This window comes from Pseudomonas sp. TH07, assembly GCF_016651285.1.
Classification (GTDB): domain Bacteria; phylum Pseudomonadota; class Gammaproteobacteria; order Pseudomonadales; family Pseudomonadaceae; genus Aquipseudomonas.
In genome coordinates this window covers 5,381,691-5,398,402 of the sequence record NZ_JAEKED010000001.1, presented here as the reverse complement: position 1 = coordinate 5,398,402, position 16,712 = coordinate 5,381,691, and the positions used below count along the sequence as shown (strand labels likewise).

Below are 16,712 nucleotides of genomic sequence, written 5' to 3'. Positions count from 1 at the left end.
ACCGTTATAAGCGATAAGACCGGTAGGTTCGTTTCAGGGAGCGATAGCCACCGCAACCTCGACTGGTTTTTGCACGGTTTAAGCCCGGTGGCTGCAAACGGGTAGGTATGCGCCATCGCTGACTGCAGCTAAGCGGTGATAGCTGCCTGTTGCGAGGGCTGCAATCGAGACCTATTGCAGGTAATCGGGAGTAACAAGCCATAGCAGCCGTTCACATCGGGGGATTATCAGATCGATACAAGCGTCTCTGCACACTCCACATCTTCGTACTTCAGGATGCAATCGAACGAGCCATTTGCCGACTGGCGCCGGGTGGCTGGCCGGTGATGCGCTTGAAGGCACGACTGAAGGCCGCCTGCGAGGTGTAGCCCAGGCGCTGCGCGACGGTTTCGATAGGCAGTCGCTCGAGACTTAGCCATTGACTGGCGAGGCGCATTCGCAGCTCCGTTGCATAGCGCAGCGGGGGGATGCCGATAGTGGCCTGGAAGCGTTCTGCGAAAACCGAGCGAGAGGTATTACATTGCGCCGCCAGTTCCGCGACGTTCCAGTCACGCGCCGGCTCTCGGTGCAAGGCCAGAAGCGCGCGAGCTAGCCTGGGGTCGCGTAACGCGGCCACCAAGCCAGAAGCGTTGCCGCAGGCGCATTCAACCCAGCCGCGCACGATCATTGCCGCCACTACGTCGGCGAGGCGAGCGAGGATGCCTGCGAAGCCGACGCGTGCGGAACGAACTTCGCGTTCCATGGAGGCGAGAATCGGCATAAGCCCTGGGTAACGCTGCCCCCTGGCATCAATCAGCATCAGATCAGGCATCAACCCGCCGAGACCTTGCATGCTTCCGAGTTCAAACTCCATGCAGCCGCTAAATATAATGGTGGTGGGGCTGACATCGGCGCCGGGGGAAGCATCCACGGCGCAGACCGCGTCGCCGAGAGGGGCCGCATCGAAGCTGCCGATGTCTTGGGCGGGGACGTCCAGGCTTGAGAGAAGTTGATGAGATTCACCCTGAGCGATGAACACGGCGTTGCCGGCCGACAACTCGTAGAAAGTGCCGTCCTCCGCACACAGGACGGCGGTGCCGACGGCGAGGAAGTGGAAGTAGGCGTGTCCTGGTTTGGCCGCAAAACCCAGCCCGAAAGAGGGGCCGGCCTGGATGCGACGGTAATCGACGCCTCGCAGGCGCATGCCGCGCAACAGTTCGTTGATGAGATCGGACGATAAGGCGAACTGATCTAGAGAATTCATTTCGGGGTTTTGATCAAAAACTAAAGATTTTGCATCATAGAACATCCTGTTCTGCGTCCATAGACTTCTGGTTGAGATAATTTCCAGAGGTGTTTAGTGATGAGTAATGGGGTGTGTGACGTTGTAGCTGATGCGCGCTTTGGCAACGAGGCTGATTTAGAGCCAACGACGCCGGCCTGGATGGCGGTATTTTCGCTGGCGATGGGCGTGTTTGGATTGTTGACGGCGGAGTACCTTCCGGCCAGCTTGCTGACGCCGATGGCCGTTGAACTAGGGGTGTCGGAAGCCCTGGCGGGGCAGGCGGTGACAGTGACGGCGGTAGTGGCGCTGTTCTCCGGGTTACTGGTGCCAGGCTTGACGCGAGGGATCGACCGGCGAGTGGTATTGCTGTGCTTTTCCACGCTGATGATTGCCTCCAACTTGCTGGTGGCTTTCTCTTCCAGCCTGATAGTGCTGCTGAGCATGCGGATTTTGCTAGGTATCGCACTGGGCGGCTTCTGGAGCATGGCGGCGGCAGTGGCGATGCGCCTAGTGCCGGCTGCGCTACTGCCACGGGCCCTGTCGATTATTTTCAGCGGTATTGCAGTGGGCACTGTGGTGGCGGTGCCGCTCGGCAGCTATTTGGGCGGGCTGTATGGCTGGCGCAGTGCTTTTGTGGCGGCCGCCGCCGTCGGGGTAGTGACGCTGGTTTTCCAGCTTTTCACGCTGCCGCCGCTGGCGCCGCGCAGGACGGCGCGGTTGAGAACGGTGCTTGAAGTGCTACTGCGTCCGGGCATTGCCGTTGGCATGCTGGGTTGCGTGCTTGTGCACACAGGGCACTTCGCGTTGTTCACCTACATCCGGCCGTTTCTGGAAAGCACAACCGGCGTGGGGGCCGAAGGATTGGCGTTGATGCTTCTGTGGTTCGGCGCGGCTAACTTCGTCGGCACGCTGTTGGCCGGCTGGCTACTTGAACGTAGCCCGCGCGGGACAATGGTGCTGATGCCTGCGCTGGTCGGCGTTGCAGCATTAGCCTTGGTGTTGCTGCCTGCTTCTGTGCCGTGTCAGGCATTGTTGTTGGCACTCTGGGGCATGGCTTTCGGCGGTGTACCTGTGGCGTGGTCAAACTGGGTAGCCCGGGCGGTGCCAGATCAGGCGGAAAGCGCGGGAGGAATGGTAGTGGCCTCGGTGCAGTCGGCGATCGCCGCAGGTGCCGCTGCCGGGGGCGCTATGTTCAGTTTCAGTGGCATCGCCGGCGTATTTGTCGCTGCCGGCATCCTGATGCTGCTCGCAGCGCTGTTGATCGGGATGCGGGTCAAGGTCGAAGCGCCGGAGCACGGCGCCGGAGGCAATTCGGTTCTGCATCTTTAAGATGACTTGTCAGGTGGTGGATAACTTCAATATCAGTGCAGATAGCGTAATCTAGAGTCGTCGCGGCCGTCAGCAAGAGAATACTATCCACCAGTTGGTGTAAATTTATAATTGATTTTCAGAAACACAATTAACAATCGCGTCCATTAAGGCTCGCAAGTTCGCGTCTATCTACGCGTGTGTTAGGCCACAGGAAAGAGTATGTCCGACATCTTCATTATCCAATCGACGGAAGTGTTCTCTCGCCTTAGCGCATCTCATCCCAGTGTCGAAGTTTGGCAGGATAGCGAGTTCTCAGATGATGGTTACGCTTACTACTGGCTGGCGGCGAACAGCGACGGCGAGACCCGTATGCTTGCCTATGTCCGCTGCAAAGATGGAGGCTGCGAGCAGCGCACCTATGATCTTGAGGGCGATGATCTTTGGATCCCCGCGGGCACTGCTGCGGCCTAACCCTTCATTCAAGCCGACGCCGCTTCGTAGCGCGGCCTAATTCAGCCGTAATGGCGAAGGATTCAGCGAAGACGTATCCACATCCGCACGGGAGTGGAAGGGCGAAAGGAGCTGTTCGGGTAACGTCTTGCCCCTCGCCTCGGCGCGACGCAGTGTCCCGGCGCATGCCTTCGCGCTCAAAAAGCACCTCGGTGGGATCGAACCCGTCTCTAGAACTTGCGACAACGAACACACGACGGCGTCGTTGGGCCAGGCCGAAATATTGGGCGTCCAGGACCCGCCACGCGATTGCTCTTTTGGGTCCATACACACAACCAGCGTCCTGCCATTTATTCCCTGGAGGCTGCAGCTCGCAGTCTTCCCCGGCAAGTGCGCCAAGAAAGCATCCGAAGGCGTTCCCTTTGTCGCTGAGGACGCCGGGGACGTTCTCCCGGACGATGACGCTGGCGGGCTTTCGCTGGCCGGCGCGAACATAGGTGGGCCAGGACCGCCGAGGGGAACGGCTCAATCTCGGCAAACCAGGCGGCGCGCATGCCCAGCGGGTGCCACGCTTGTGTTGCAGCCTCTATGCCGCTGCAAACAGGGCCGTAAATGAACTGCTCGGCGTACTGCGGAGCGTCGAAGAGCGGCGAGAGCTGGCGAACCGTACCCCCCTATGATCTTTTCAGTTCGCTTGGCGACCAACTCCAGCTATTCCGCTTCAGGGATCGGCTCTACGCCGCCAACGGCCTTCGGGCTCTTCCGGGTGCCTGCCGTTTTCTTGCGAGCCTCGGTCTTGGCGACATCGAGGGTCATTCCAAACACTGCAAAGGTGCTCATGGGTTATCTCCAGGCGTGCGCCTGCCTCGCCGACTGGCGTGATTCGTTGGTTGTAGACGCCGTGTACAGTTTTAAGCGGGATGATTTTAGCGAGTGCACCTATCAGTGTTGTCGGAAAGTTCCTGCTGAATTTCAGAAGTTTCCGATAGTCTGGGTGCCTAAGAGCGGCGATCTTAGATCGCTTCGCGAATAGTTGCTTACATGTGCGCATAAGTATATGTCATCTAACTCTTGCCTATATTGAGAGTCAAAGAAATGAAGTCCGTTATTTTTTGTGGGATTGTTAGATGTTTACTGTTATTTATGGTTTTTACTAGTGCTAACGCGGTTTCTCTGGTTTCAAATGGAAGCCGAAATGAGCAAGGTGGTGTTAGGTACTACTTTACTATTACTGATTGGTTGTCTGGAAGTGGTTCCGGGTATTGTACTGATTGGGGTGCGACTAAATGTGATCTGTTTATAGTGGCAGTTGGCGAGCAAGATCAGTGGCTTAGAAATGCTGTATTTAGCGAATACCGCTGGAAAGATATGACGGCTGGGGGTTCATTGGCTGAGTTGTATGAGGAGATGAGAATGCAAGGTTTTTATATACCATTTAGTGGGTCTATATTTGTTCCTAACTCCTACAAGAAGCCGAGTGATTTTTGTATATCATTTGGAGTTCAACATAAGTATTCGGGGACAGGTCGCCCCGAAACCCGTATTGGATCTTGTGCTCGTGTTGCTACCCCTCCCTTAGCGTGTGTTGTTTCAGGTAATACAACAATAAAACATGGTGTTATTAATGATAATGATGTGAATGGCAATGAGGCGGCAACGCAACTTCAATTAAAATGCACTGGGGGCTCCAGCTTGATTTTAACTGCAGGCAAGGAGAGCCTCTCGGGCGTTAAGTTGAGAGTGGATGGTAGTTTGTATTCCAGGCTGACTATTGAAGGGAAGTCAGCAGCAGACGGTGTTTCAGTTCCAGTTATAGAGGGCGTACCTAAAGCTATATCTTTAAAATCTACTCTTTACAGTAATGGTAAAGTTGAACCAGGTTATTTCTCTGGATCAACAGTGATGACGATTTCATCACCGTAGCGCCGTCAGGCTTCTTGTCGATCTTGTGGATTGCTCGGTGAAGTACGGGCATTACGTTTAGCTCAAGTAGGCGCTGCCCTCCGGGTTCCGGTGGTGGCAATTTGGTTTGGGTTGGGGTATCTGTCGTTGTTGAATTACATCCTGCTAGTAGTAGAAACTGACGATAGAAAATTTGGTCGTGACGCTAAATCGAGCTCCAGAGATCAGAGCAATAGTGGATTCAGGCACTGATTGGACGGTCCTTGTCGGCTTTGCACTTACGGCTTTGGCAGTGTTCGCAGGAGCCTGGGTATCGATTTTTACATTCAAGAAAACTGCGCACAGCCAGATGATCCTGGCTAAAGCAGTAGCGCTTTAAGAGAGCAGTCAAGCATGGATCAACGAGTTACGTAACACCTGCGCTGAATACATCGCCGCAATCGGTATGTTACAGGTCCACGCCACTGGCACCGAAGATCACGGGGCGTTCATTAAGCTCGTCAAAGACCATGACCCATCGGCCGCGGCAGGTTTGAAAGATAAGTGGGAGGGGGAAAAGAGGACATTGATAATGACTGCCTTTTCACTGGGAGCAAAAATACAACTGCTCTCAAACCCCAATGAACCTGACTTCGAGAAGCTAAATGCTGAAGTGAACAGCGCTTTGAAATTCGCCAGCACCCCAGGAAGTAACGTCTACGATAACTGCGGTCGAATTGTCGAGTTGGCTCAACAAATTCTCAAGACAGAGTGGAATCGTGTAAAAGAGATGCGTTGAATAGCCCGCCATTGCCGAATGCAGCGAGTAGGGTGGGTTATGCGGGCTCAATGATTTCGTCGCAAGGGTCTTTCTGGATGGCGAGCAGGCTTTTGTTGCGGAACTCCCGCGCCACGTTTTGCGATGGTTCGTAACTGTGGCGCGGCGGATTCAAGAGTGGCTGACACTTCGCGGAGCCCAGCGCATGCAGGTGATGAATCATCAGCGTCATCGCTTCGCCTTGCTCAGTGATGGCTGACCACTCCATCAGGTCGGCAAGGGCTTGGCGGGTACCAGAGCGAACCCTAAGCCTCAATTCTTCCTCCGCAAGTGCCACTCGCTTCCTGGCAGTTTTTGTCGAGCGTTCCTGCACAGTCTTGGCCATGGCCAACCTCTTTAATTCCGGTGTGTGCGCCCATTCGTTAGCGCCCTGATTGCCTAGCGTTTGCTCTTGGGTACTGGGGGGGGCGGCGTGAAAAAACCTGATGCCTCTGGGCCAGACCGTCTGGTAGTAGTGGTACCGTCTACGCAGCCATCCTGGAGCCCGCTAGATGCCTCGTCAAAGTCCAACTCATCTCATCGCAACGCCTCTAGCCGCGCCAAGTACTGCAAACCCTGGCGCTCACCCACCTATTTGGCATCGAGGCCCGGACTTACCGATCATTGGCAGCACTGGTTCGGCCATTTGGGGTTTCTGCTTTATGTTGCTTTGGTCGTTGCCGGGCTTAGGGCTGACGATATTGCTCCTTCTCGGGTTCGAAGCGATGCAAGGTGAATCGCGCAGCGATGGGTCTAGTTTCACGTTGTCGTTGCTCATCCAACTCCTGCTTGTTTCTGTTGTGCTAATGGGGCTGGTCTTCGCGTGGATGTTCTCTGCGCCTGAAGTGCTGGCCTTCACGTTCGATGAAAACCAGCAACTGCTTACCCTCACTATCACCCGTCGCGGCCGTAAGCCCACCGAAGTGCAGGTGCCATTCAGCGACATTAGTTGCATCACCCCTTACTTGTTCGCCAGTTATGACCGCGATGGCCATTTTAGCGTCGTGTGTCAGGGACCGAAGGACAAGCAGTTCGTCTATCGATTGGCTGAGGGTACTTCTCTGGAAGAAATGGAGTTTCATGCTGCGTGGTTGCGAGGAATGATTGGCTCACGGATGCACGAAGTGGTGAATCAGGACAAATGAACGGCTACATCGCTTGATACAGGCTATGCGGCGCACGAATTGGTGCCCAAGTTGATCTTTGGCTTGCATGATGTCACCACTGAACTCCGCTTTATCCGTATCAAAGTCATAGAGGGGAGAGGTATCGTTGCCACCTCAGATAGGGAGGTGCGCTGTGGTCGTACACGGAGTTGAATACACGTTTTTTACCGCCTCACACGTGACAAAGGGGCATGACGGCTTGGGGCTTGAGTGCTGGCGTGGCAACGATATGGTCTTTGAGATATTCAGGAATGACGAAACGCTGCGTTTTGAGGTAAGCCTGTTCGAGCAGGATGTCCCTCTGGAGTTGCTCGAGTTCGCTATCTCGACTGCTCGCGAAAGCTTGGGTGAGTTTGCGCCGTAGAACCTCTCCTTGCCGATATAGCAACTGACTTTGAAGGGGGAGGGTTACGCGGGTTGACGTGAGTAATCGAAGTGCGGAGCGCGGTAAGAAAAGCCCCCGTGATCTGTTTCCAGACTGTCCGGTAGTAGTGGTAACGTCTACGCCGCAATCTCTTGAGACAGCCAGATGAATCATCAAAGACCAGCTAACGACTTAGCAACACCACCTGGCGAGCCAAACACTGCCCACCCGTCTATTTGGTATTACGGCCCTGAAATACCCATTATCGGAAGCAACGGTATGGGCGTTTTTGGTTTCTCTCTTGCGCTGATTCTGCTTTTACCCGCCTACGGGCTGGCGACGCTCCTTTTCACTGGGCCGGACGTCATACAGGGTGTGCAGCCTAAGTATGGTGAGAGCCTCACTGCGTCATCCTTCATTCTGTTAATGCTGGCCATTGCGGTACTCATTGGTGCGTTCTTTGCGTGGATTGTCTCTGAGCCTCAAGTGCAGGCTTTCACGTTCGACGAAAAGCAGCAGCTACTGACCCTCACGATTACTCGTCGTGGCCGAAAAGCCACTGAAGTGCGCGTGCCATTTAGCCAAATCATTTCCATCCGTCCTTACGTTCTCGCAACGTTTGATCACGATGGCCATTTTCTCGTCGTTTATCGGGGGGCGAAGGGCAAGCTGTTCGAACATCGATTGGCTGATGGTACTTCTCTGGAACAAATTGAGTTTCATAGTGCGTGGTTGCGAGGAATGATAGGAGAGCGGATGCGCGAGTTGATAAATCTCGACAAATGAAAGCAGCCTTTAAATTCAACTACTAAATGCTGTGATTCAACTCAACTGCGCAGCTAATTATTGGATTTCAGTACGAACTCTAAGTCCCGTCTGACCCACTGATCGATTGGTCGGCCCAGCATGTATTCAGTCGTCATGCGGAATTTCATTGCCAGCCTTGTCCAGGCGATGGGTGCTACGAGTGCGCTTCACTCAAATGAGCAGGCCCATGACAAAGCACGGTATTTATGATGGGCACGAAGGCTTTCTGCTCTGGAACTACATGGCGTGAGGGCCGGGAGACCTGGCGGATCAACGTCGAAGTGAAGCGGGGCGGCTAAGTGGTGGTGCCGGTTGTCGCGGGTGATCGCCCCTCTCCTGACGGTGGCCTGGCACAGGTTGCCGGGCGAGAGATGGGTGCCAGGCTGGTAGCTGCAGGTGCTTTATCGCCACCGCCGCCGGATGCTCGTAAGCAGTTCTGCACTTCACCACCCAGCTCAGCTGTCCCGATACCGGACTAAGAGCAGTCCTCCGTTACCGGATGCAGCGAGCAGTGTGGATTATGCGGAACTAAAGTCGGCAATACCGTCTACCTTTCAAGGGGGCATTCCCTTTCAGAGAAGACGGTCATGTTTAATTCTCGCTCGCTTGTAGCCGCTGTTACCTGCCTTGCTTTGGCCGTAGGCTCAGTGACGGCCCTGGCCGATCCTGGCAACGGGAAAGGCCAAGGAAATGGGAAGGGCAACTCCCAAGGCGGCCAAGGCCATGGCCACCAGGACAACAAGGGGAAAGGTTCCAGCGCAGATGATTGGGATCGCGGGCCCAACATTGACCGGGGCGGTGTACTGGGCGTGGTCGGTGGCTACCGTGATTATTGGCGCCCAGGTCCTTCACTGCCGCCTGGAATACAAAAGAACCTAGCTAGAGGAAAATCTCTTCCTCCAGGCATTGCAAAGAAGCTGGATGGTCGCTTGTTGGGCAGGTTGCCCCACTACGACGGCTATGAATGGCAACAAGCGGGCACTGACCTGATACTCGTCACAATTGCTACCGGCATCATTTACGAAGTTCTCAACGGAGCCTTTGATTGAGCTGCTTTGGGATCAATGATCTTGTCGGCGCGGGTCGCGCCTCAACTCGCTTAAGCGTTGAGTATGAAATTCCCTCGTCACGTTTTCGCTAATCACAATTTCGTGGTGCGGATAGCTCAAAAACTCGAGCAACTCGTCGTCGCCCATCAAATCCAACTTCATGATGGCGATCTGCGCCGCTTGCAGTGAGCCGGAGCGCTGGATATCGGTCAGCAGTTGCAGGGGCTTGGCGCGCACGGCGGGGTTCAGGGCCAGGTGCCCCAATGGGGGGCTGGAGTCGCGATCGCTCATTGATGTATCGCCTCTTCCGGGCTGTTAAAAAATGCAAATAGGCTTAGTTGCGCAGAGCGTTTTGGCTCCGTACGTGCTGTGCTGTGGAGTAGAATTAGCGCCTCACTCATTTGGATAGAGACAGATGCGAATGGAAGCGTTAGCTACTTTTTACACTAAGAATTGAATCGCCCTGGGTTTCTTAGGGAGTGGGCGACCGCTTTTGGAGCAGTCATTCAGCGTCTACTAAGCCAGAGGAAACTCAATTCGATTGGCATTGCCGGTCACGCGTAGCCTGGTTAAATCTTGAATTGCCTTAACAGACCTTCAAGGCGATGGCCTATGGCGTATAGCTCATCGACAGTTTTCACGCCGTTTTGGGTCTGGTCCGCGACGCTTTCAATCGCGCGAGCAATTTGATGGACGCTACGGTTGATTTCTTCGGCCACTGACGTCTGCTCCTGAGCGGCACTGGCAATGTGCGCGTTCATCGTATTGATGGTAACGATCAGTTTGACCGCTTTGCCCAACGACTGGCCAGCCTGCTCAGCGTGCAGGCTGGCGCCATTGCCCGCTTCGCCGGAGTGGCTCATCGCGGTGACGACCTTGGTCGTGGCCTGGTTAAGCCGCTCGATCATGGCCTGAATTTCCTGGGTGCTTAGTTGCGTCCGGCTTGCCAATGCGCGTACTTCATCGGCTACCACTGCAAACCCGCGCCCCGCGTCCCCGGCCCGTGCCGCTTCGATAGCAGCATTGAGTGCCAGCAGGTTGGTCTGCTCGGCGATTGAGCGGATGACATCCAGCACCGTGACAATGCCTTCTACATCGCCTTGCAGACTTTTTAACGACACTCCGCCCGTGGACAGGTCAGCGGTCAGCGCGTCCAGGCGGGCGATGCTTTCATTCACGACCTGCCTGGCATGCTGGGCCTGCTGGTCGGTTTCGGCTGCTGCATCTGAAGCGCTCTGGGCACTGACGGCCACCTCCTGCGCCGCGGAGGACATCTGATTGATTGCTGCGGCGACCTGATCGGTTTCGTGGCGCTGTTGCTCCATGACGTGATCGATGCACTGGCTCTGTTCCGCTACTTGGGTGACCGACTCATTCAGCTCCCGGGCCATGCTAATGATCTGGCTGACCAGCCCGTGAATCTTGTCGGCAAATGCATTGAACGACACCGCCACCTGTCCGAACTCATCGCGGCTGCTGGGTAAGCGTCGCGTCAGGTCGCCTTCGCCCGCTGCGATTTCATCGAGATGTTCGCGAATTCGCGACAGGGGACGCAGGCTTTTTTTCACCAATAACAACGCCAGCACGCTGATGATTCCCAGCGCAATCAGGGCTATGACGGTTATCCCATAGACGAGGCTGCGTACACGCTGGTGGATTTCCCCTCGCACCTGGGCCACCTGGTTTTCGATGGTGTCGAGGTTAATGGCCGTCACCACCACCATGTCCCAGGCCGGCAGGTAAAGACTGTAGGCCAGTTTTGGAACGACTTTATCTGTGTTGATCAGGGCTCCGGAATAGTTGACGAAGTGGCTGCCGTTCTTCGCTGCGGCAACCATTTCCCGATTCAGGTAAATCCCGTTTTTGTCTTTGCGGTCACTCATATTGGTGCCGACGCCTTCGCTGCTGTCGCCACGAAACAGGCGCACGACCTGACTGTCGTAACCGATAAAATAGCCATCGTCGCCGAACTTCATTTTGGACAGTCGCGCTATCGCCAGCTCACGTGTTGCCTTGTCCCCTGCCTCAGCCTGCGCATACAGTTCGGCCACAGAAGTTTGCGCAAGCGTGGCGTAGTCTTTCAAGCGTTCCCGGCTTTCATCGAGCAGACGCTCGCGGGTCACCGTGACTTCGTGTTCGGCGCTCGACAGCAAGGTGGCGCTTGTTGTCAGTGCCAGCACCGAGGACAACAGCACCACGGGGGCCAGCACCAGGATCAGTACTTTGTTCTTGAACAGCATGTAGGGGATTCCTCACCTGAACCTTTAGGAAAGCGGCCGCAAGGGCCGCAATCGTCGACTTACCAGAGGGCGATGTCATAGGTGAGGTAGAGGCGATTGCTGTCGCGCCCTCGGGAGAACTCAGAGCGGTAGACATAGTTGCGCATGCGCACACCCAGCCCCTTGAGCGTGCCGGTTTGCACCACGTAGGCAAGTTCAGCATCACGCTCCCATTCCTTAACCGTGGTCGTGGACTTGCCGTCATTGCCGCTCAGGTAGCGCGTAGAGAAGGTCAGGCCGGGCACGCCGACGGTGGCGAAGTTGTAGCCGTAACTGAGCATCCAGGTCTTTTCGTCTTCCTCGATGAACTTGCCAATGCCGGCGTTGCTGAACGAGTACACGGTTGCGCCACTGATGTAGGGCAAACCGGCGTCGCCACGCAGGCTCTGGTAGCCCCCACCGACGGTGTGACCAGCGATCGCGTAGGACAATTGGCCGCTGAGCATGTTGTTATCGATTTTACCTGCGTAGGCAGAGCCGCTATCCACGCTGGCGAAGTAACGCAGGTCACCGGTCAGCACGCCACCGGCCAGTGGCAGGTCGCGCTGGATGCCGGCGAAGTTCTGCCGGTAAAAATTCTCCAGTTCCCCGTAGAAATAACTCAGGCGGGTGTTTTTCCCCCATTTGTACTCGGCCCCAACATAGTTGAAGTCCCCCGATTCCCCCCCGCTGTAGCCGTCAGGCACGATCGGCACGCTGTCTGTGGAGTCGCGTAATTTGAAACGGTCCAGGTGCCCGCCGGTGACGGTCAGGTTTTCAATGTCGTTGCTGCTGATCTGAGTGCCCTGATAGGTCTGGGGCAACAAGCGCGCGTCGTTGTAAATCAGTACCGGTGTTTTGGGCAGCAGGGTGCCGTACTTGATCGTGGTTTTGGCGAACCTCGCTTTTGCGGTGGCGCCAGCGCTGGCAAGTTCGCCGGCTGCGCGGCCGTCGTCATGAACCGGCATTAGCCCGGTGCCGCTGCGACCGCGTCCTGAGTCAAGCTTTACGCCATACAGCCCCAGGGCATCGACGCCAAAGCCGAGGGTGCCGACGGTGAATCCGGACTGATAGTCCAGCAAGAATCCTTGGGCCCATTCAGTGCGCTCGCTTTTCGCCGTTCTGGCCGCTCGTGCACTCAAGCCGTGCTCGTCGCGAAAATTCTCGTTGAAATACACATTGCGCAGTTGCAGTTTGAGTGTGCTGTCATCAATAAAGCCTTCGGCACTGGCGCCGGCGAATGGCACTAGACCTAACACGCAAAACAGGGCCCGACGGGCATACACAGGGTTCATGGCAAATGTCTCATTGTTGTTATTTGGAGTGCAGGACAGCACGCGCCCCGAGGGGAGGCGCGTTGAAAGGCAGCAGGGAGGTGAATCAGGTGAACAGGCTGATGGCCCCGGTCAGTAAGGCCAGCGCGGTGACGACCAGGGAGGTCAGCACCGCCCATTTGACGGTGGCTTTCTGGAAGTCGCCGATGTCGCGGTCGACCATACCGACCAACAACAGGGTCGAGGCAACCAACGGGCTCATCAGGTGCACGGGCTGCCCCAGAATCGAGGCCCGCGCGATTTCTACCGGATCGATGCCGTAAGCCGCGGCGGCATTGGCCAGGATCGGCACCACACCAAAGTAGTAGGCGTCATTGGAGAGCACGAAGGTCAGCGGCATGCTGGTGATCGCAACCACCAGTGGAAACAAGTGGCCCCAAGACGGCGGGATCCAGTCGACCAGGGTCTGGGCCAGGGCATCGACCATTTTGGTGCCGGAAAAAATTCCAGCAAAAATCCCGGCGGCAAACACCAGTAGCACGACGGTCATGGCATTGCCTGAGTGCGCCAGGATGCGTTCTTTCTGAATATCCAATTGCGGGTAGTTGATCATCAGCGCGAGCACAAAGCCGATCAGGAACAGGATCGCGGAATGCATCAGTCCCATCACCAAGGCCGCCATCACCGCGATAACCAGAACCAGGTTGACGTAGGCCAGTTTCGGACGCTTGTGGGGGGTGTCCTCAAGAATCGCGTTGATGTAGCAATTGCCGCCGCCGCTTTGCAGTTGCACGTTGCCGATACGCTTGCGCTCGGCTCGCCCCAGTATGAAAGCCGTGAAGACCACCCATATGGCGCCGCCGATCATGGTTGGCAGCAACGGCACGAAGTATTCGCCGGCATCCAGGCCCAGCGCGGCGATGGCCCGCGTGGCGGGGCCGCCCCAAGGTGTCATGCCGCTCATGATGCTCAGCGACAGCATGGAAATAGTCGCCAGGATCATCGGATTCATGCCGATACGCTTATACAGCGGCAGCATCGCCGCGCAGGTAATCATGTAGGTTGTGGTGCCGTCGCCGTCGAGTGCGACCAGCAAAGACAGGAGAGCGGTGCCCACCGCGATCTTCATCGGGTCACCATTGACCCGCTTGAGGATCTTGCGGATCAGCGGATCGAACAAGCCTGCGTCGATCATCAGGCCGAAGAACAGGATCGCAAACAGCAGCAATGCGGCAGACGGCGCGACCATCTTCAGACCGTCGAGCATCATTTTGCCGGTGGTGCCGCCGAAACCGCCGATCACGGCGAATACGATAGGTACAACGGTGAGCGCGACGATTGGCGACAAACGCTTCGTCATGATGAGGACGGTGAATACGACCACCATGGCCAGGCCAAGGAAAGCGAGCATAGGACGATTCTCTTGTTGTTATCGTAAGAATGGCTAACGCCGAGGCGCACGAGTCCTGACCCGCCTGGCTGCACAATGGCGCCTGGCGGGGAGGGGGGCAGTTAAGTGAGGGGAAGCTGTTTGCGGCTTTCGCTAGATGCGTTTGGCGACCTTCAGGTCTTGCCAGGCTTCTCCGGTTGCAGGATCGGGTTTTGCGTCGAGCACCCGGGACAGCGTTTCGCGGTGGCAGGCATTTTCAGACATCGAAATCACCACCGTCGCAACAGCGTTACTGGCCAGGCTGGTCAGGGCTCGCGCTTCAGACATGAAGCGGTCAACGCCGATCAGTAACGCCAGGCCGGCCAACGGGATGTCGTGAATGACCGTCAGTGTCGAGGCCAGTGCCACGAACCCGCTGCCAGTAACGCCGGCGGCGCCTTTGGAGGACAGCAGCATGATCGCCAGCATGGTGATGATTTGCGTCAGGCTCAGGTCAATATTGCAGGCCTGGGCAATGAAGATCGCCGCCAACGACAGGTAGATGGCGGTGCCGTCCAGGTTGAACGAGTAGCCGGTGGGCAGTACCAGGCCCACGACCCCTTTTTTGCAGCCCAGTGCTTCGAGCTTCTCCAGCATTCGCGGCATGACAGGTTCCGTGGACGAGGTCCCGAGCACCACCAGGAACTCTTCGCGAAAGTAACGAAGCAGTTTCCACAGGCTGAAGCCGTTGGCGCGGCAGATGCTGCCCAATACTACGAACACGAAGAAGCCGCAGGCGATGTACAAGGTCATGATCAGCTTCGCCAGCGAGCCGAGCGATGTGATGCCGTACTGGCCGACGGTGAATGCCAAGGCCCCAAAAGCGCCGAACGGTGCAAAACGCATCAGGTAGGCGAAGATCTTGAAGACCATGTGCGAGGCCGATTCAAGTACGTCGAGAACCGGCTTGCCACGCTCGCCCAGTGATGACAAGGCAAAGCCGGACAGCACGGCAATGAACAGCACAGGCAGCACTTCTCCTTTACTGAAGGCACCGATAAAGGTCTCGGGAATGATGTGCATGAAAAACTCCACAAACCCAAGCTTTGCGGCCGACTCCGTGTACTGGGCCAAGCCTTTGGTGCTCAGTTGGCTGGGATCGATGTTCATGCCAGCGCCCGGCTGGAACACATACACCGCCACCAGGCCAATGATCAGGCTGATCACCGTCAGTACGAAGAACAGCAACATGGTTTTGCTGAGCAGTCGACCGAGTGAGCGTTTGTCACTCATCCCGGCGATGCCGGTGACGATGGTGCAGAACACCACGGGGGCAATCATCATCTTGATGAGCTTGATAAAGGCATCACCCAATGGTTTGAGCGCGATGGCCTGCTGGGCCCAGAAGTGTCCGACCACGATGCCCAGTACCACGGCGCAGAGAATCTGGAAGTAGAGCGATTTAACAACTTTCATGGCATCACCCATTTTTAGAATTGTGCGGATGCAAAAATGCCAACGACCACCGGGGTTATCCGGCGAGGCGCTGAGAGTCCGCGGCATAGACGAAGCCGGAGAAAAGCCTGCGGGCAGTGCGTACGACAGAAGCCTGGATTGTCTCACCGTTGACGCCGGTGTATGACAATACGACATCAATTGCGCCGCTTGGGTGCTCGATACGCACCGCTTCCAGGCGCGGTGTACTGATCCCGCCGAGCATCTGTGCGACGACGCTGCCTTCTATCACGCACGCGGTCGCCAAACCAATCGAGCCGGTAATGGCAAGGGCGCGGTGGCAGCTATGTGGCATGAAATAGCGAACCTGGATCGTGCCGCCGGCTTTTGGGGGTGAGACCAGCACTGGCTTTGGAATCACTTTGTCGCCGACATCGCCCAGGCCCATGGCCCGGCCCGCCTGAAGCCGCAATGACTCAAGGCGCTGCAGGAAGTCTTTATCGGCGTCCAGTTCTGCGGGACTTTCATCGCCACGCTTGCCCAGTTGACTGGCCTCGATCAGCACCATGGGCATTGCCATATCGATGCAAGTCACCGAAATGCCATCGATCACGTCTTGCGTATTGCCGGTAGGGAAGAGCTTGCCGGTCTTGCTGCCGGCCGCATCGAGGAACGTCAATTGTACGGGCGCTGCGGTACCCGGCACGCCGTCGATGGCGGTGTCGCCCTCGTAACTGACCTTGGCATTCGGTGTGTACACGTCGGAATTGACAAAGGTCCCTGTGTTTACGTTGCGAATGCGGACACGGGTGCGGCCCGGGGTGCCTTTGACCAGGCCCTGCTCGATAGCGAAAGGGCCGACGGCGCACAGCATGTTGCCGCAGTTGGGCGCGCTGTCGACCCTGCGTTGCGAAACCATTACCTGGACGAACAGGTAGTCAACATCCGCGTCCGGGTGCAGCGAAGGGCTGACAATCGCAACCTTGCTGGTTTGCGGACTGCCACCACCGATCCCGTCGATCTCCAGCTCGTGGCCGGAGCCCATCAAGTTGAGCAGCAGTTCGTCACGGGCCTCAATGGCTGCCGGCAAATCCCAGTCGAGAAAAACCGGGCCTTTGGAGGTGCCACCGCGCATCAGCACACAGGGAATTCTTTGCATGAGACCGACTCTTGTTAATCAATCGAGGTAATTGATGCTCCGGAGGCAAGAGTCTCAAGCTTTGAAAAATGTTTCCAATGCAAAGATT

The 16,712-nt window shown here is 56.5% G+C and carries 17 protein-coding genes and 2 pseudogenes; 8 read left to right on the top strand and 11 right to left on the bottom strand.

From position 1 onward, the window contains the following. Window positions 1-271 precede the first annotated feature (271 nt). The gene (locus JFU57_RS24685) at window positions 272-1,243 is read right to left on the bottom strand and encodes an AraC family transcriptional regulator (protein ID WP_201132192.1); all 972 of its coding nucleotides are present in this window, start codon (window positions 1,241-1,243) and stop codon (window positions 272-274) included. Between the two features lie 99 nt (window positions 1,244-1,342). Between JFU57_RS24685 and JFU57_RS24680 the strand changes: the two genes are divergently transcribed. Together JFU57_RS24680 and JFU57_RS24675 are read left to right on the top strand one after the other, a co-directional pair. Continuing rightward, the gene (locus JFU57_RS24680) at window positions 1,343-2,593 is read left to right on the top strand and encodes an MFS transporter (protein WP_201131068.1); all 1,251 of its coding nucleotides are present in this window, start codon (window positions 1,343-1,345) and stop codon (window positions 2,591-2,593) included. 201 nt (window positions 2,594-2,794) lie between these two features. After that, on the top strand, window positions 2,795-3,046 hold the full coding sequence (locus tag JFU57_RS24675; RefSeq protein ID WP_201131067.1) for a hypothetical protein: 252 nt from the start codon (window positions 2,795-2,797) through the stop codon (window positions 3,044-3,046). A 67-nt stretch (window positions 3,047-3,113) separates the two neighbouring features. On the opposite strand, the pseudogene JFU57_RS24670 reads toward JFU57_RS24675, so the two are convergent. Together JFU57_RS24670 and JFU57_RS33465 are read right to left on the bottom strand one after the other, a co-directional pair. Continuing rightward, window positions 3,114-3,639, bottom strand: a pseudogene (locus JFU57_RS24670) (DNA cytosine methyltransferase); the annotation flags it as partial. Window positions 3,640-3,736: 97 nt separating this feature from the next. Next, the gene (locus tag JFU57_RS33465) at window positions 3,737-3,865 is read right to left on the bottom strand and encodes a hypothetical protein (protein ID WP_274609830.1); all 129 of its coding nucleotides are present in this window, start codon (window positions 3,863-3,865) and stop codon (window positions 3,737-3,739) included. Window positions 3,866-4,120: 255 nt separating this feature from the next. Here JFU57_RS33465 and JFU57_RS24665 point away from each other — a divergent pair, with 255 nt between their 5' ends. Both JFU57_RS24665 and JFU57_RS24660 read left to right on the top strand, forming a co-directional pair. Next, on the top strand, window positions 4,121-4,948 hold the full coding sequence (locus tag JFU57_RS24665) for an MrpH family fimbial adhesin (RefSeq protein WP_201131066.1): 828 nt from the start codon (window positions 4,121-4,123) through the stop codon (window positions 4,946-4,948). A gap of 550 nt (window positions 4,949-5,498) precedes the next feature. Continuing rightward, on the top strand, window positions 5,499-5,705 hold the full coding sequence (locus tag JFU57_RS24660; RefSeq protein ID WP_153050276.1) for a hypothetical protein: 207 nt from the start codon (window positions 5,499-5,501) through the stop codon (window positions 5,703-5,705). Between the two features lie 37 nt (window positions 5,706-5,742). Here the strand turns inward: JFU57_RS24660 and JFU57_RS24655 are convergent, their stop codons facing one another. Then, the gene (locus JFU57_RS24655; protein WP_201131065.1) at window positions 5,743-6,069 is read right to left on the bottom strand and encodes a hypothetical protein; all 327 of its coding nucleotides are present in this window, start codon (window positions 6,067-6,069) and stop codon (window positions 5,743-5,745) included. A gap of 166 nt (window positions 6,070-6,235) precedes the next feature. Here JFU57_RS24655 and JFU57_RS24650 point away from each other — a divergent pair, with 166 nt between their 5' ends. The 4 genes from JFU57_RS24650 to JFU57_RS24640 all read left to right on the top strand — a co-directional run bounded on the left by JFU57_RS24650 (window position 6,236) and on the right by JFU57_RS24640 (window position 9,109). After that, entirely contained in the window at window positions 6,236-6,868 is a 633-nt protein-coding gene (locus JFU57_RS24650) for a hypothetical protein (RefSeq protein ID WP_242487522.1), read from the top strand. A 154-nt stretch (window positions 6,869-7,022) separates the two neighbouring features. Continuing rightward, entirely contained in the window at window positions 7,023-7,253 is a 231-nt protein-coding gene (locus tag JFU57_RS33515) for a hypothetical protein (RefSeq protein WP_078473068.1), read from the top strand. Between the two features lie 165 nt (window positions 7,254-7,418). Next, window positions 7,419-8,039 (top strand): hypothetical protein, encoded by a 621-nt coding sequence (locus JFU57_RS24645; protein WP_242487523.1) that lies wholly within the window; start codon window positions 7,419-7,421, stop codon window positions 8,037-8,039. Between the two features lie 608 nt (window positions 8,040-8,647). Further along, window positions 8,648-9,109 carry an anti-virulence regulator CigR family protein gene (locus JFU57_RS24640; RefSeq protein WP_201131064.1) on the top strand — a complete coding sequence of 154 codons (462 nt, stop codon included), beginning with the start codon at window positions 8,648-8,650 and terminating at the stop codon, window positions 9,107-9,109. A gap of 12 nt (window positions 9,110-9,121) precedes the next feature. Here JFU57_RS24640 and JFU57_RS24635 read toward each other — a convergent pair whose 3' ends face one another. The 7 genes and pseudogenes from JFU57_RS24635 to JFU57_RS24610 form a co-directional block, all read right to left on the bottom strand. Beyond that, window positions 9,122-9,400 (bottom strand): hypothetical protein, encoded by a 279-nt coding sequence (locus JFU57_RS24635; protein WP_078473065.1) that lies wholly within the window; start codon window positions 9,398-9,400, stop codon window positions 9,122-9,124. A 278-nt stretch (window positions 9,401-9,678) separates the two neighbouring features. Continuing rightward, entirely contained in the window at window positions 9,679-10,434 is a 756-nt protein-coding gene (locus tag JFU57_RS33725) for a methyl-accepting chemotaxis protein (protein WP_446739678.1), read from the bottom strand. A 102-nt stretch (window positions 10,435-10,536) separates the two neighbouring features. Further along, window positions 10,537-11,349, bottom strand: a pseudogene (locus tag JFU57_RS33720) (cache domain-containing protein); the annotation flags it as partial. A gap of 59 nt (window positions 11,350-11,408) precedes the next feature. Further along, window positions 11,409-12,662 carry an OprD family porin gene (locus JFU57_RS24625; protein ID WP_201131062.1) on the bottom strand — a complete coding sequence of 418 codons (1,254 nt, stop codon included), beginning with the start codon at window positions 12,660-12,662 and terminating at the stop codon, window positions 11,409-11,411. Between the two features lie 85 nt (window positions 12,663-12,747). After that, on the bottom strand, window positions 12,748-14,052 hold the full coding sequence (locus JFU57_RS24620) for a CitMHS family transporter (protein WP_201131061.1): 1,305 nt from the start codon (window positions 14,050-14,052) through the stop codon (window positions 12,748-12,750). Window positions 14,053-14,184: 132 nt separating this feature from the next. Next, window positions 14,185-15,498 (bottom strand): dicarboxylate/amino acid:cation symporter, encoded by a 1,314-nt coding sequence (locus tag JFU57_RS24615; RefSeq protein WP_078473060.1) that lies wholly within the window; start codon window positions 15,496-15,498, stop codon window positions 14,185-14,187. Window positions 15,499-15,541: 43 nt separating this feature from the next. Next, on the bottom strand, window positions 15,542-16,624 hold the full coding sequence (locus JFU57_RS24610) for a 4-oxalomesaconate tautomerase (protein ID WP_078473059.1): 1,083 nt from the start codon (window positions 16,622-16,624) through the stop codon (window positions 15,542-15,544). Window positions 16,625-16,712 lie beyond the last annotated feature (88 nt).